This is a genomic window from Pontibacter beigongshangensis (genome assembly GCF_014332515.1).
In the GTDB taxonomy this organism is placed as follows: domain Bacteria; phylum Bacteroidota; class Bacteroidia; order Cytophagales; family Hymenobacteraceae; genus Pontibacter; species Pontibacter beigongshangensis.
Map to the genome: position 1 here is coordinate 97316 of NZ_VFSD01000009.1, position 16461 is coordinate 113776.

The following is a 16461-nucleotide window of genomic DNA, read 5'->3' on the forward strand; positions in this document are numbered from 1 at the left end:
AATTATTCTAATCAAAACAGCCCTCCGGAGACATTTCGGCCCCTGATACTGCTGATCCGGCCCGCATACGACAGATTTTACTTGCATGTACTTAGCGCTGCATAAGCAATTTTTATCGGGTTGCAGAGCAATTATTCCAATGAAAATGCCCCTCCGGAGCTTTTGCGCATTAACAACCCACGGTAAATGCTTTGTTTAGCACCAGGGTAAAACCAAAAAAGCCCTGCACCAGGAATGGTACAGGGCTTTTTAAATGATCAGGTGACATTAAGCCGTAATGAATTCTTCTTTTATAAAACCCAGAATTTCGGGAGAGAGCGGCTTCGAGAAAAAGTCTTTTACTTCTCTATAGCTTTTGGCAGAGATGATATCTTTCCTGTCGACGGCAGAAGACAGCATAAACAGGTTGCACTGGCGCGTTGCCTCCACCGGCAGTTTGCGGTACTCCTCTATAAACGACCAGCCATCCATGCCAGGCATGTTAATGTCCAGGAAAATAAGCTCCGGAAAGTTAGCGGGATCGGTTGCTGTTATCTTCTTTAAGAAATTCAAGGCGTCCTCAGCCCATTCAAAGCTGATTACCTCATCCGCAAAATTCTCATTCCGGATGATGCTCTCACACACAAAATTATTAACCTGATCATCATCTACCAAAACCACTTTTTTCAAAGTTCCCATTAATTATATATAGTTTTTTAAAAACACAATGAATGTTGTTCCTATGCCCGACCGGCTTTCTACCTCTACTCCGCCGCCAAGTAACTCTGCCTGCGTTTTTACAAGATGAAGCCCAATGCCTTTGCCTTCGGTATGAGGATGGAAACGTTTATACAAACCAAAAATCTTGTCTTTGTTCTTCTTTAAGTCGATTCCAAGTCCATTGTCTGTTATACTTAGGCAAATATAATTAGGAACTTTATAAGAACGTAGTTGTAACAGGAGTTTTCTGTCCGGAGCTTTGTACTTCATGGCATTCGTGATCAGGTTCAGCATAATGCTATGGATAAAGCTCCTGATGGTATAAACCTCCGGTGCCTCCCCAAAGTCTGCCTCCAGATCCATTTCTGCTGTAATCGCCTCTTCTGATAAAATGGCCAGCACCTGCTCCAACAGGCTGTCGAAGGCGATTTTTTCCTGCACCTTATTAATCTCGCTCCTGATGGTGAGGATATCGTTGAGGTCCCGGATCACGCTGTCCAGCGATTTGGCTGATTTAACCAGGTTGTCGATTACCACCAGGTTTCTGGCTGAGGCTGGGTCCTTTCTGTCATAAACCGAGGTCAGGCCCAGGATATTGGCGATTGGGGCACGCAGGTTATGAGATACAATGTAGGCGAACTGCTGCAGGTTCTGGTTCTGTTTAAGCAACTGCTCCGTCAGTTCGTTTCTTCTGGCTTCGGCAGTCTTATACTGCGTCATGTCTGAGGCGGACCCGTCGATACGGATCAGGTTGCCCTCTTCGTCCTGCAAGGGCGACAGGCGGAGCAGCATCCATTTCAGTTCCATGCTTCTGCTCGTTATGCGCACCTCGCAATGCTGCCGCAGCCCGGCTTTCAGGTTAGGCAGCACCTGGTCCTGAATGATTTCCTGGTCCTCCTGATGCACGAGGTTGAGCCATTTCTGATTATGCTTCAGCAGCTCGTTTTCGGTAAAGCCTGTCAATTCGAGGCATTGCGGGCTCACATAGGTCATTTGCAGGCCGGCGTTGGTCGAGAAAATCACTTCCGGAATGTTCTCCAGTGTAGACTGCAGCAGGTTCCTGGCCTCCGTTGCTTTGCGCTCTATTTCCTTTCGTTCGGTAATGTCCTGTATGGAGCCGGAGATCTTCACGGGCTCGTCCTGCTCGTTGTACACGAGCTCAGCTATTTCTACCACATGCCGCTCAGTGCCATCGTGCCGGATAATCCGGTGCTCCCCTGTCAGTATCGACTTTTGCCGGATGGCCTGGTTTAATTCATTTCGCATCCAGTCAATATCATCGGGATGTATCAGGTTGGCAAAATTCTGCAGCGACGGACTGAACAAAACTCTGTTGAGCCCGAAAATCGCATAAACGCCGTCGGAGCAGGAGAGGATACCCTTTTTTAGGTCGTATTCCCAATTGCCCAGATGCGCGAGCTGCTGCGCCCGTGCCAGTTGCTGCTCGCTTCGTTTTATGGTTTCAATAACCTGTTTCTGCTCCGAGATGTCCAGTATGCTGAAGGCGACTGCCAGGGTGCTGTTATCGGGTCCAACTATGGGCCTGAAGGCAATTTCGTGCCAGAAATCTCCTTGGCCGATCTCGTACGTAATGGTGTCGCCCTGCATGGCCCGCTGATGGTTCTCGATAATGCTTTCTTTGATCCCTTCATCCATCAGATCGATAATATTCTGCCCCGCTCTCAGCTCCATTAGCAAGTGCAGCTTCACCTGTTTGGCCGCCACCGTGTTAAAGGAAAGCACATGCCGGTCGGCGTCGAGCAGGTAAATGGCCTGCGGCGAGCTATTGAGCAGGGCACGCAGGTTTGCCTCGCTGTTAATGAGCTGTTCCTGTGCATCTCTTTGCTTTGTAATGTCAATCAGGGTGCCATTCCAGGTAATGATATCGTAAGTTTTCTGGCTCGGGAGTCCGTGCCCCCTGATCCATCTCCATTTCTTTTTCTCCGGAACCCAGATCCGGTACTCCACTTCCCAGGGAGTAAGGTGCTGGAACGAACTGAGCGTGACACGCCGCAGCCTATACCGGTCGTCGGGGTGCACCGCCTGAAAGAGCTTGCCGGCGTCTGCTATCATCTCGGCAGGGGCTAGACCATACAAATGCTGGATTCCCTCACTCAGAAAGGGAATGCTAAGTTGGTAGGCGGCATCCATCTGAAACTGAAACACAGCGCCTGGTATGCTGGAGCTTACCTCACGCATCTGCTGCTCACTTTTTTCGAGCTGCGATATGGCCTGCTGCCGGTCTTCCACATTAATGGCTACCACCAGCCTGGGGTGCAGCCCCTCCACTCTGGGCAAGGCATGCGACCTGGTTTCGGCAGTGAACAAAGAGCCGTCTTTGCGTCTATGGTAACCGCTCCCCAGGGTGGTGCCCCATCTGTCGGCTACCTGCAGTTCATCTTGTAAGGCTCCTGCTTCCTCTTCGGGCCTGATATCAAAAATGGTCCTGGTCAGAAACTCTTCTCTTGAATACCCATATTCTCTGATCGCAGCTTCATTCACCTCCATAAACCGGTGAGATTCCTGGTCGAACACCCACAAAGGTACTGGGTTGTAGTCGAACAGGTTTTTGTACTGACGCTTGTGTTCGGTAAGCGCCAGCTCCAGCTGTTGCCGCTCCTGTATCTCGTTGTTCAGTACCAGGTTGTCGCGCCGGAGGCGGTTAATCGTGACCATGATCATAGACCCGGCCCCGATGGCAGTGAACATGGCAAACAACAGCAGCAGGTTAAAGCTGCTGATCGTGTCGGTTATGCTGGCGACAGCCTTCTCAGAGTTTTCTCTGGTTGTTTCGCGGATACTGTGGTTTAGCTGGTGCAGCAGGCGCTGGTGTGTGCGCGATACCGGAGCCTGCGTATGCGCGCTGATCAACTCCGATTTGGTGTGCCTGCCCTGCTTGCTCATCTGCAGAATCTTGTCCAGGTGTGCGTTATAGGCGTTGCGCTCTTTTACAAACTCTTCCAGAATTATGAGTCGTCCATCGTTCTGCAGAAGTTTGCGCAGGTGCTCTATGGTGGTGGCGTTCCTTGCGTTACGCTCTCTGATGCGCTCTTCATACAGCGATTTAAGCTGCTGGTCAGGAGTAGCTATATAGCCCAGCGCAGAGGTGAAAACCGCATCCTCGTTTTCGTGCAGGTTGTTGATCAGTTCCAGCTTCAGCATGGCCTGCGACACGATCCTGTTATAGTTCACCTTTACCTGCCGCGCACCGAAAAACGACAACGCACTTACCGTAAGCAGCACGGCCAGCAGCAGAGAAAAGGCTATGGCTACATATTTTACCGTGCGGCTACTATGGTGCAGTATGTTGAACCTGTTTTTATTGAACTTCATAAAGAGAAAGACTCTGCATCTCCTTTAAGGTTAAAGTCGGGGCACGCTTAATTTATATATAAATTTAAGACCTTTTTTTAAGTTAGTGCTTTATCAAGAATGAATTTATTGCATTTTACATACCTGATATTTCAGGCACAGCCGGCAAGCAACTTCCCGGAACTTATCCATTCTTGAACTATTATCTGAAAATAACTGCTGAAAACTGCCCTAAACTGGGCTCTCCGGCAATCGGCCAATGCTTTCTGCTGATGGCTTACACCCAAGTTCTTTTTAACCCGACAGAAATGCTATTCAGGAAACCTGAACAACCTTCCGGGCAATTCATTTTATGAAGTTTGTTTTGGGGCAAGGAGAAATGGCGGCTGCTGCCTGGCTACACCTCGCTACTGAAAATCTGCAAATCATACCAGTAAAACTGTAACGAACTGTTGCCTCATGTATTTTAATTTTGTAACGATGATAATTAAAGACGAGATGGAAACCATAACAGATACAATATTTGAGAAAAAAACTTTCCCGGTAGAGGGGATGACCTGCGCCTCCTGCGCCTCGAGCATCGAGAGCATGTTGCGTGCTACCGAAGGGGTGCAGGAGGCTAACGTTAACTTTGCCGGCAAAACCGTGCAGGTGGCTTATGCCCCGGACCAGGTGAAGCCGGAGCAACTGAAGCAGACTGTAAATGAAATAGGCTTTGAGCTGCTGATAGAGCAGCAAATCGACGATGAACTGGAGCAGCGGCAGGAGGAGGCGCTGGCACGCCTGAAGCAAAAGACAATAGTGGCGGGTGTACTGGCCTTGCCGGTATTTGTGCTGGGCATGTTCTTCCATAATACCTTTAGCTGGGGCAACTGGGCCATGCTCCTGTTCACGACGCCGATAGTGCTCTGGTCGGGCAGGCAGTTTTATACGGGCGCCTGGAAGCAGGCAAAGCACCTGCGGGCCAATATGGACACGCTGGTAGCCCTGAGCACCGGCATTGCGTTTGCCTTCAGCTTATTTAACACCTTGTATCCGGCCTTTTTTACGGAGCGGGGACTTATGCCGCATGTATACTACGAGGCAGTGGCGGTGATCATAGCCTTTATCCTGATGGGCAAGTACCTGGAGGAGCGGGCCAAAGGAAGGAGTGCCGCCGCCATCAAAAAGCTGATGGGGCTGCAGCCAAAGGTAGTACGCATTATCAGAAATGAGGTAGAGCAGGAGGTGCCCATAGAACAGGTACAGACAGGCGACAGAGTGCTGCTGCTCCCCGGCGACCGGGTGCCGGTAGACGGCGAAGTGGTGGCAGGATCTTCGTATGTAGAAGAAAGCATGCTGAGCGGAGAGCCGCTGCCGGTGCAGAAGCAGCCAGGCGACAGCGTGTTTGCCGGCACCATCAACCAGAAGGGCAGCCTGCAGTTAGTGGCCCGCAAAACAGGCGGCGAAACCATGCTGGCGCACATTATCAGGATGGTGCAGGAAGCGCAGGGAAGCAAGGCCCCGGTACAGAAACTCGTGGATAAGATTGCCGGTATCTTTGTGCCGGTGGTCCTGGTAATAGCGCTGCTGACGCTGGTGGCGTGGCTGGTGCTGGGAGGGCAGGCTTATCTATCGGAGGCCTTGGTGTCGATGATCTCGGTGCTGGTAATCGCCTGCCCTTGCGCACTTGGCCTGGCTACGCCCACGGCCATTATGGTAGGAGTGGGGCGTGGGGCCGAAAACGGCATCCTGATTAAAGATGCCGAAAGCCTGGAGCGGGCACAGCACGTAAATGCAGTGCTCCTCGACAAGACCGGCACTATCACAGCCGGCAAACCTGCCGTTACGGATGTGGTCTGGTCGGGGCATGTTACAGAGCAGGCACGGCTGGAGCAGCTTTTCTTCTCGATGGAGGCACAGTCGGAGCATCCGGTTGCCCAGGCCATTTATGTGCACTACAAAGAACTTGGCCTGAAGGCGCAGCAGCCGGATAGTTTCAGCAGCCTTACCGGCCTGGGTGTGGAAGCAAGTTTTGACGGGCAGCAGTACCTGGCCGGCAACGAGAAACTGTTCCGACAAGAGGGAGTGGCGCTATCCGAAGAACTATTAAAAGCTGCTACTGCCCTGCAGCAGCAGGCGAGAACGGCTATCTACTTTGGTGACCGGCAGCAGGCCTTGGCCGTGTTTGCCGTCAGCGACCCGGTAAAAACATCGGCAGCAGCAGGAATAGCCGCATTAAAGAACGCTGGCGTAGAGGTGTTTATGCTCACCGGCGACAACCGGCAAACAGCCGAAGCAGTGGCAAAACAGGTGGGTATAGAACACTACCGGGCGGAGATGCTGCCAACTGATAAGGCAGACTTTGTGAAGGCGCTGCAGCAACAGGGCAAAACAGTGGCCATGGTCGGCGACGGCATAAACGATGCCCAGGCCCTGGCACTGGCTGATGTAAGTGTAGCCATGGGGCAGGGCACAGACGTAGCCATGGATGTGGCTGGCATTACGCTGATGCGCTCAGACCTGAACCAGGTGGCGGCCGCCATCAAACTGTCGCGGGCAACGGTCCGGACAATCAGACAGAACCTGTTCTGGGCCTTCTTCTATAATGTGATCTGTATACCGGTAGCGGCAGGTTTGCTGTTCCCTTTCACAGGTTTCCTGCTCAACCCCATGATCGCCGGTGCCGCCATGGCTTTAAGTTCGGTATCGGTAGTAGCCAACAGCCTCCGCCTGAAATCGGCAAAGGTGTTTTAGAAAACATGTGGAGCAGCAGCAGAACACTCCGGAGGGGCATTTTCATTAGAATAATTTAGTGTAATGTGCTAATGAGTAATGTGCTAAATGGTCACATCTCCAATTTGAAGATGTGGACAGGAATAGGAGCGGCAGCTTCCTTCGGCTCCGGAGGGCCATTTTGATTAGAATAATCGGTGCCGGAACTAAGAACGACGGCAACGCGGCTCATAAATTTCATTAAACCTTAAAACCAATTTTTTTTCGTATGACAACCTATAAATTCAAAACAACAATAAACTGCGGAAGCTGCGTGAAGGCAGTTACACCACATCTTCAGAAGCTGGAAGGAGTTGAAGAATGGAAAGTAGACACCGACAACCCGGATAAGGTACTGGAAGTGAAAACAAATTCACTTGATGCCGAAACCATTCAGAATACTGTGCAGAAGGCAGGGTTTAAAGCCGAGCAGCTTTCCTGATTCAATTAAGGCTTCTTACCGGGGAGCCTTAACTGCAGCAGCAGTTAGGGCTCCGGAGGGCCTTATTCAATAGAATAATTTGCTGTCAGCAGCAGAAAACTAAAAAGGCAGGCTTCTATAGCCTGCCTTTTTTTGATCAGGTCCCAAAAAATCATTGCCCGATCTCCTCCTTTATCCTTACTTCAACTTACCAGGCCCAGTTCGGGCAAAGCACTTTGGCGGTGTTGCGCAGTTTCAGGCCGAGCACTACCTCGTGGCTGCCAGCGTTAGTGCCTCTTAGCGGGGAGGTGCTGGCATCGTAGGAGTAAGCCAGATCCATCAGCGGACTGATGTTAATGCCTGCCATAGCGGCCACTGCCTCGTTGTGGCGGTAAGACACCCCCGCCCATAGCCGGTCGGCATACATGACCCTCATGTTGGCATCTACAGAGGCAGGGCTGGGCGTGGCCATCTTGACCATTACCGACGGAATAAGGGCAATGCCCGGGGCCACGTTCAGGCGGTAGCCAGCCGTGGTGTAATAGTGCTGCTGCAAGGCCCCCGACTGATCGGCACTGCTGTTGCTGGTAATGATGTACTCGCGCTGGCTGGGCAGCAGCTGCGCGCCGGAAACACCTATATAAAAGTTCTGGGAATAAAGCCAGAAGCCGATGTTGAGGTCGAACTTGGTTTCGTTGGCCCGCCCGTCGTTCAGAGCCGGGTCGTTCATGTTCACGGCCCTGATGCGGCTCGGGTCCAGGCTGTACTGTATAATGCCAGGCGCTATGCCCGCCGAAAAGCGGATGGTTCGGGTTATGGGCTGGTGATAGGCGTAGCTTGCGCTCAGGCTGCTGCGTTTCAGCACGCCGGTTTTGGTGGTCATGGCAGTGGCTCCTATCCCGTGGTGCGCCTTAACTCTCCGGTACACATTGGACCGCTTGGTAGTAGCTTCTTTGGGAGTATTCTTAAATTTCCGGCTGCCGTAGTTGGCGGTCAGGTCCTTGTTCAGCGGCATGTGCACGGTGGTATAATAGGTAACGGGGGCTCCTTCTAGCCCGCTCCACTGGTGCCTTGTCCCGAATTTCACATCGGTATAATCCTCAATGCCAGATATGGCCGGGTTAGCCAGGTAATTGTTCAGGTTGTATTGCGAGAACTGAGGCTTTTGCTGGGCCAGCACCTGACCTGCCGCCACTGTCAGCACAACTGCTAATGGAAATAAAAGTTTGTTCATGTAGGTAGGTTATTTTACTATGGTGACACTTCCTGCTAAAGGCTTCTCCTTGTCATCGAGGCGAATAATATAATAATAGGTGGCCAGCGGAAGCTCCTGCCCGTTAAAGCGCCCATCCCAGGGCGCTTTATAACCCTGCGAAGTAAACACCAGCGTGCCCCACTGGTTGAAAACCTGCACCTGGCAGTTGGCGTACTGGGTCAGGTGCGGAATTTCCCAGTTATCGTTTATGCCATCGCTGTTGGGGGTGAAGGTGTTAGGGATATCCACTGCAGGGAGCACCGTCACGGTTACTTCATCTGTCGATACACAGCCGCCATTTGTGGTTACCGTCACGGTATAGGTGGTGGTAACTTCCGGTGAGGCAATAGGTGAGGCCACCTTCGGGTTGTTCAGGCCAATGGCCGGCGACCAGGAGTAGGTATCGCCCCCGGAGGCGTGCAAGGTAGCATTTCTGCCCTTGATGAAAGTCACGTCAGGGCCCGCGTCTGCCGTGGGCGATGTTACCGTTACGGTTACCGCCTTTCGCTCACCGGCACAGGATAGGGCCACCTCCTGCACAAAATAGGTGGTAGTGGCCGTAAGCACAGGAGTAGTGAACGCAGCACCTATGTAAATCGGGCTTCCTCCGGATGCTGCCGTGAACCACTCCAGGTTTCCGCCAGATCCGCTAGCCTTCAGTTCGGCTCTGCTGTTATAGCAAATACCCACGTTTTCTGCCTTTGGTGCCTTAGGGAGCGGGTTGATGGTAATGGCCACTACATCGCTCACTAGTTTGTCGCAGGCTTCTGAAGACACCACTCTTCTGTACCATGTGTTACGGGTTAGCTCTCCCGGGCTGTAGCTCGGTTTTGTATTGTCACCTGTAGCTGTTGTGAATCCTTTGTCCGGGCCGGTGGTGCTGCTTTCCCACAGGTAACTAAAGCTGCCGCTGCCACCGGTAGGCACCGAGCCTGTCAGGGTAGTTGGCGTGGTTCCGTAGCAGATAGTCTGGCTGGAGCTGATGCGGTTATTGGCCATTACTGGTTTTACTGTGATTAGCACGGCCGTACTGGTGTCGGTAAAAGGGCCTGAGATAACCACTCTTCTGAACCAGGTGTCCTGCGTAAGCGCATCCGGAGCATAATCTCTGGCCCCGCTGGCACCTGCAGCCGTCACGAACCCAACGGTTGCGCCTTTGGTGCTGGCCTGCCACAGGAACAGGTAATCGCCCTCGCCGCCACCTGGAGTTGTGCCCGTTAGCGGAGCAGGCTTATTGCCATAGCAAATGGTCTGACCTGCCTGCACGATGTTGCTGTTCACATCTGGAATCACGGTGATCTTAAAAGCCGCAGAAATATCCTCGCAGCCGCCGGAGCGCACAATGCGGCGGAACCAGGTGGTCTGGGTGAGTGCCTGCGGCGCATAGTGGATATCGTTGCGGATGCCGTAAACCGGGCCGAAACCAGCGTCCGGGCCTTCGGTGCTGCTTTCCCAGGCATATGTATACTTGTTGCTGCCCCCGATCGGCTGAGAACCTGTTAACGGTGCTGGTTTCTGACCTGCATAGATGTTCTGCGCAAAGGCGATGGTGTTCCTGGAAATGACCGGCGAAACCGTTATCTGTACCACCTCAGAAAGGCGACTGCAGGCTCCGGAAGTTACCACACGGCGATACCAGGTGGTGGTGCTGAGCACTCCAGGCGCATAATCTCTGGCCGTGGCACCGGCTATGTCAGCAAACGGCCCGTTGTTGCCGCTGGTAGCGACCTGCCACTGAAAGGCAAATTCGCCGGTGCTGCCTTTCGGGTCGGAGCCAAGGAGCGGTTGGGGAGCAGTCTGGAAGCAGATCACCTGTGGCTCAGAGATCACGTTTTCGGTGATAGCCTCATTTACCACCACTCTTACGGCATCTGACACAGCAAAACACTGGCCTGAAGCTGCCCTGCGGCGGAACCAGGTAGTATTTTCCAGTTTTGGCGCCTGATAAGAAATTGCCGTGTTGGCACCTGCCGCATCCGTGAAGGTGATGCCATCGGTGCTGCTTTCCCAGAGGTAGGTAAAGGTGTTGTCGCCTCCGGTAGGTTTATCGCCAATCAATAGGCCAGGCGCTTCGCCGGCGCAAATCGTCTGTTCCGGCGTTATGATCATAAAGCCCGCAATGGCCGGTTGAACCATGATTTTTACAGGCGTGCTGATGTTGAGCGCACAGGGGCCGGAGCTTACTATTCTTCTGAAAAAGGTTGTGCTTTCGAGCGGTTTAGGTGCCGTGTAAGTAGCTAAGGTATTCTCACCTGCTGCCGGTCTGAAATCACTTTCTTCACCCGTGGTGCTGCTTTCCCACCGGAAAGAATATTCATTAGTGCCTCCTACAGGCGTCGTAGCTGTGAGCGGCTGGAAAGCATCTCCTATGCAGACAGTCTGCGACTGGCGAACTATGTTGTTGGTAAGAGCTGGCAGCACTTTTACGGCTTCGCTGGTACTGGCAGCACAAGGTCCGGCCGTTACCACCCTTCTGTACCACAGTATCTGATTGTAGAAAGAGGGGGTGTAGTTCGCACTGTGGTTCTGCCCAGGCGCTACCGTAAAGTTTTCACCGTCGGTACTTACTTCCCATTTATACATGTATTCACCATTGCCGCCTGAAGGCTGGCTTCCGATCAGGGTTATGGTCGAGGCATTAACAGCGCACACCACCGGATCGCCGGCAATACTGTTGGCCGTGATCGGCTTATCGATGGTGATTTTAACTATTTGCTCGCTTATTTTTTCCTGGCAGGTGCCTGAACGCACCATGCGGCGGAACCAGGTGGTTTGGGTAAGGGTGCCTGGGCTGTAGTGTTGCAGATTATGGATGCCTGCAGCAGGCTCAAAGCCATCTACTGTGCCAAGCACACTGCTCTCCCACAGATACTCGTACTCTCCTGATCCGCCGGCTGGTTTTTCACCTTTTAACTCCGGAGCGGTGCCGCCTTCGCAGATGCTGGTGTTTCCGCTGATGAGGATGTTGTTGGTGATGATGGGGGTAACCGTTACGAGCACAGGGGAGGAGTAGTCGGTACAGGCGCCTGAAATGACCACTCTTCTGAAATAAGTGCTGCGGGTAAGAGCATTTGGCGTATAAGTAGCCGCCGTAGCCTCGTTTATGACGGTATAGCCTGAGCCTGCTTCCAGGCTGCTCTCCCAACGGAAGGTATAGGTGCCGTTTCCTCCCTCAGGAACAGTGCCTGTAATGGTTGCTGGTGTCTGTCCTGCACAAATTGCTGGTACACCCTTCAATTCGTTAAGCGCCAGCTTAGGCAGCACTGTTACCTGCACCTGGGTACGTGGACCAACACAGCCCGCTATTGCACCTTCTGCCAGAAAGACACTGGTCGTTTCTACTGTTGGCGTAAATGTTTTGCCACTATGCAGCAAGGTGCCTTCCTGGCTGTACCAGTTGTAAACTTCTGCCGTACCGATGGCTGTCAGGGTTGCCTTGCCGGACCCGCACAGCGTGACAGGGTCTACTGACGGAGCCGGGGTTTGTGGCCTTACCACCACCGTTACTTCAAGGCGGCTACTGGAGCAACCGTTATTGGCGAGCGTCTCAACCAGGTATTTGGTGGTGGAGGTGAGGGGGCCGGTAGCGAAGGCGGTGCCAGTGTGCAGTTGCTGGCCGCTTTCATCATACCATAGGATGGTGCCTTCCGGATTCTCGGCAGTGAGTGTAGCGGAAGTTCCATAGCAGATAGTGGCTCCCACAACAGCAGGTGTACCTGGCAAAGACTTAACCGTTACCACAGCCTGATCGCTTGTAAAGCAGGTGCCGGTATAGTAAGTATAGGTAAGGGTATAGGTGCCTGTTTTAGATGGCGTAAAGGTGCCATCTTTGGAAATAAGTTCTGAACCGCTCCAGATGCCACCAGCCGGGCTCGCCTGCATGGCGAAGGACCCGCTATTGAGGCAAACCTCTCTGTCGTCTCCGGCATTGGCCACCAGTGCCTCCGTTACCGTCATGGTCATTTCATCGAAATTGGTGCAGCCACTGGCATCTGTATAAGTATATCGGAGCACAAATTCGCCTTTGCCGGCCGGTAAAAAATAACCATCTGTTACATGTGGGCCGCTCCAAGTGCCGCCTGCAGTTTGCCCCAGTAGTTTTATTGGCTCCGGATTATCGCATACGGTCTGGTTAGGGCCTGCCTCCACTTGCGGGAGTGGCTTTACCGTCACCGTTACAGTGGCGGTGTTGCTGCAGCCTGTCGCTTCATCTATACCGGTAACCGTGTAAGTTGTCGTTACTTTGGGACTTGCTGTAACTTCTGCGCCTGTGGTGGCACTCAGGCCGGTGGCTGGTTGCCACGAATAAGAGGCTGCGCCTGAGGCTGTGAGCGTGGCTGCTCCCTGGCCTAGGCAAATGTCTGCTGAAGAGCTGTTAACAGTAATAGTGGGTAATGGTTTTACCACCACCGTAAAGGTTGTGGTGCTGGTACAGCCGGTGGCGGAGTTGGTTCCAGTTACAGTGTAAGTCGTCGTTTTTGTAGGTTTTACAGTTACCTTGCTGCCGGTAGTGGCATTCAGGCCCGCTGCTGCCTGCCATTTGTAGGAGGAAGCTCCGGATGCAGTAAGGATAATTTCCTCACCGATACAAATTTCTGCTTTAGGGGCTGTGATCTTAACATCCGGCAGCGGGTTGATGGTAATACGTTGCTTGGCCGGGGCAGATGTTTCTCCACATTCATTCATGGCATAAGCCCAAATCTCATACACTACCGGTCCGCTTTCGGAGGCGGTCAGCGAAACGGTTGGGTACTGCGAACTGGTGCTGGTGTTATTGACAAAGCTGCCTTCCCCTGCTCCGGAAATTACTTTTACCTCCCATTTGTAGCCCGTAATAGTGCCGAAATTTGCCTGATAAACGGGCGTATGTTTCGTGTTATCAGCAGAGAAAGTAATGTTGGTGGTGCCGCAATAAGGCGCTGGTGCTTTGGGTAGTGTTACGACGGGTTTTCCGGCCACTGTAACAGGTATGCTTTTGGTGCTGTTGGGGGAGCAGCCATTGCTGGCCGTCAAAACCACATTATAAGTGCCAGGGGTATTAATAGAAAATTTGGGTTCCCTGGAGCTGGCAGTTGTGCCTCCTGTAAAACTCCAGCCGGTTGCGGCTGTGCCGTCGGCCTTCGTCACAGCCCAGGCATGGAGGATGTTTTCTCCTGCGGAAGTGTTAGTTACTGTAAAGGTGCCAGGGACACATTTATTTTCCGGCAGTTGCGTAAGCGAGAAATCTGCAGTAGGAGGGGTGGTAATTTTAATAACCTCTTCTTTTGTGCTGCCGGCGCAGGTAGAGTTGGCATCTTCGGGGCTAACGGCCAGTTTAACCACATACTCACCCGGTTCGGTAAAAACGACCACCGGCTTTTTTGCATTAACGTTTCCGCTTTGGATATACCAACCGGTGGCAGGCGCTATGGTCCACTCGGTTCTGTGGGTGGAGAGGTTCCGGGAGGCATCGTAACCGCTGTTTGAAACATCGCTGAGCGTGATGGGTTGGTTCACGCAGCCTGTTTTGGAGCCGAGGCCTATGTCGGCCACAGGTCCTTTGGAGATCCGGATACCGCTCCAGGTAGACTTGGAGGTAAGGCAGGGGTTTGAGGCCAGGGCCGTCAGGGTAAAGCCCCCCGGCTTGTCCTGCGACGACTCATTGAAGGTGTGCTCGATGTAAGGCTTTGCCAATAGCTCTGCATGCGATAGAGTGATGGTAGGCGTGCCATCGTCAAAAGTGAAGGTATAGACCGTAAATGGGGAGTTTCGCTCGAAGCTGTTCACATCGAAGCGGTATGTGGCCGGGGCGCAGTCGGTGCTGTTGCCGAGGTTAGAAAGGCCGATGCCGGGGTTACTGCCCACAAATACCTGCTCGGTTTTACGCTCCGTGCAGCCATTCTCACCAGTCACGGTCAGCACCAGGTCGTAGGTGCCGGCAGCGCGGTAAACATGGCTGGTTTTGTCAAAGTCTTTGCCAAAGGAATTGCTGCTGCCATCGCCCCAACTTAGGTGGTAGCTGGCATTGTTGGCTTTGGTTGCCGATGTGTTCTCCACAGCCAGCGTAAAGGTGGCAGTACTGATGTTGGGCGTACAGTAAGTAAAATTGTAATAAGGGTTTGTGAGGCTGGCATCCGGTACCTGCTCACAGTTTTGCTGTGCCGACACCTCTTTATTGCAAACAAGAATACAGAGGGTCAGGATTAGTGAAAGCATACCTGCTTTCTTGAAAGTTTTCATGGCCAGAAGCTGAAATAATAATATAATTTTTCCTAAGCAGGAGCATGTCCAGGAAAAGAGGAGGGAGCAGTGCTTTATCTTCTTCAATAAGGTGATGCAGGTGTTACACATAGCAGTGGAACTGTGCCTGCAGTATTAATAGCTTGCGGAACAGTCAGGAGTCAATTTCATTGACTGTTGAAGATCAGGTTGGTGCTGAAAAAGTAAAACCAGGAATAGTAAGTGTTCGTCATCATTATGGAAAATCCGTTACGTGGCGCCAAATCCTAAGTAAATGAGTGTCTGGCTGGTTTTATGGCAATTATTCCAATCAAAATGCCCCTCAGGAGGCTATTCCTGCTGCTACTGAGCCTGCTGCAAAACCTAGGTGCTGTACCAGTAACAGGCAGTTTTATTGCTATTACGGGCTTTGGAAAGTTTGATTTCAAGGCTATACAATCTTATATCTGTTAATAGGGATATGTATAGAATGATAAAAGAATTATTGTCTCAAATAGTTCAATGTTCACACTATAAATCCTGCCAATCAGCGGAAAAATTTACCTGCAGCTATTCCATCCAAACAAGCTCCCAGGCGTTTGCTGCTTATCAGGTAATCAGCTTCAAGCAAAGCAGGTAAGCAGGTACAGGTGAAGGAAATTTATAGCCGCTGTTTCGGAAACGCAGCAGCAAAGGCTCTGGAGGGGCTTTTTCATTGGAATAATTTGAGCGCATAAGTAAAAATCAGAACTGAACAGGAGGGGTTAAAGGCAGGTAGACTAAAAATAACTAAGCGGAGGTGAGGGAGCAGCCCACTAACCGAGGCATAACCTGCAAAGGCACGGTACAACGGGCGTATTTGAAATGTTAAATTTAAGTACTTGACAGCCAGCCTCTATAAAACCATAGCATGAACCATCCATTTTATGGAAAATGAACTGATATGTTGCAAAAATAGTAATATAGAAATATAGGAATTGCCAATATGAGAATTTAAACGCCCATCCAACCGTCCATAAAAATTGTAAGCGCCGGTATCGGGCTAAGTAAAATGTGAGCACCTTCAGCTCCTAAACCTCGTTTGCTGGCCACAAAACCGTTTTTTGGTACCACCTTGGTAATGTTCAACCAGGAAGTGAGCAGGACAGGTGCCAGGCACCGCCCCAATCTCCTGCAACATTGCTGAATAAAACCCCCTGGATAAGCAAGTTTCCCATTATGGGAGAGGCTGGGTGTACGCCAAAACTGATCCAAATTTTTCGATTGCTATTCCATAAAAAAAAATTGCCAACGTCTTTTTAGGATTTTTGTCTTAAGTCGCTACAAAGGATAACTGGCTGCTTTAGCGGGGAAAATACAGAGGTTCCAAAAAATGTCACTGCAAATACTCTCTGAGCAATAAGTCTGGCTTACTGCTTTTGATCTGGCAGACAGCTTCTATTGACCATAAATCCGTATTAAGTATATATATAGTATTGATAATAAGGGTTTTATCGTAAATGCACAATCCTTGAAAATATCATATAATGCATGCACCTGCTCCGTATTTATTTCAAAAAAATGTTTCGGGGTTGCCGGGTCGAAAATGTATTAAAGCAATATCACAGTGTGGATAAGTATATAAAATTATTATTATACTATCTGTCTTCACTAAATCCTAAAACTTAATAAAGTATAAAGCGTAATTATTGTTAACTCACCGGAAAAGCACCTGGGGAATCGGAACAAGGGAGTTTGTTCTAAATATGTTGACTCAATAATATATCGAGAGTTATATATTTAAATGCTGTAAAAAGGCTTTGATTTAATTTTGAGTAGGAAC

6 protein-coding genes are annotated in these 16461 nt (G+C 51.2%); 2 read left to right on the forward strand and 4 right to left on the reverse strand.

Going from position 1 to position 16461, the window contains the following annotated elements; genetic code table 11:
• Nucleotides 1–267: 267 nt before the first annotated feature.
• On the reverse strand, nt 268–678 hold the full coding sequence (locus FJM74_RS09460; protein WP_187262354.1) for a response regulator: 411 nt from the start codon (nt 676–678) through the stop codon (nt 268–270).
• A 3-nt stretch (nt 679–681) separates the two neighbouring features.
• Nucleotides 682–4032, reverse strand: coding sequence for a PAS domain S-box protein (locus FJM74_RS09465; RefSeq protein WP_187262355.1), 3351 nt, complete (start codon nt 4030–4032; stop codon nt 682–684).
• 459 nt (nt 4033–4491) lie between these two features.
• Between FJM74_RS09465 and FJM74_RS09470 the strand changes: the two genes are divergently transcribed.
• Both FJM74_RS09470 and FJM74_RS09475 read left to right on the forward strand, forming a co-directional pair.
• A complete protein-coding gene (locus FJM74_RS09470) occupies nt 4492–6747 on the forward strand; it encodes a heavy metal translocating P-type ATPase (protein ID WP_241739037.1) in 2256 nt (751 codons plus the stop codon).
• Nucleotides 6748–6994: 247 nt separating this feature from the next.
• Complete coding sequence (locus tag FJM74_RS09475) at nt 6995–7207, forward strand: heavy-metal-associated domain-containing protein (RefSeq protein ID WP_187262356.1); 213 nt, start codon at nt 6995–6997, stop codon at nt 7205–7207.
• A 187-nt stretch (nt 7208–7394) separates the two neighbouring features.
• On the opposite strand, the gene FJM74_RS09480 is transcribed toward FJM74_RS09475, so the two are convergent.
• Together FJM74_RS09480 and FJM74_RS09485 are read right to left on the reverse strand one after the other, a co-directional pair.
• Nucleotides 7395–8420 (reverse strand): PorP/SprF family type IX secretion system membrane protein, encoded by a 1026-nt coding sequence (locus FJM74_RS09480; RefSeq protein WP_187262357.1) that lies wholly within the window; start codon nt 8418–8420, stop codon nt 7395–7397.
• 9 nt (nt 8421–8429) lie between these two features.
• Nucleotides 8430–14636, reverse strand: coding sequence for an Ig-like domain-containing protein (locus FJM74_RS09485; RefSeq protein WP_187262358.1), 6207 nt, complete (start codon nt 14634–14636; stop codon nt 8430–8432).
• Between the last annotated feature and the right edge of the window lie 1825 nt (nt 14637–16461).

What these genes read in the sequence shown, in the direction of transcription:
- FJM74_RS09460 (WP_187262354.1), bottom strand. Translation starts at nt 678, where the DNA reads ATGGGAACTTTGAAAAAAGTGGTTTTGGTAGATGATGATCAGGTTAAT.
- FJM74_RS09465 (WP_187262355.1), bottom strand. Translation starts at nt 4,032, where the DNA reads ATGAAGTTCAATAAAAACAGGTTCAACATACTGCACCATAGTAGCCGC.
- FJM74_RS09470 (WP_241739037.1), top strand. Translation starts at nt 4,492, where the DNA reads ATGATAATTAAAGACGAGATGGAAACCATAACAGATACAATATTTGAG.
- FJM74_RS09475 (WP_187262356.1), top strand. Translation starts at nt 6,995, where the DNA reads ATGACAACCTATAAATTCAAAACAACAATAAACTGCGGAAGCTGCGTG.
- FJM74_RS09480 (WP_187262357.1), bottom strand. Translation starts at nt 8,420, where the DNA reads ATGAACAAACTTTTATTTCCATTAGCAGTTGTGCTGACAGTGGCGGCA.
- FJM74_RS09485 (WP_187262358.1), bottom strand. Translation starts at nt 14,636, where the DNA reads ATGCTTTCACTAATCCTGACCCTCTGTATTCTTGTTTGCAATAAAGAG.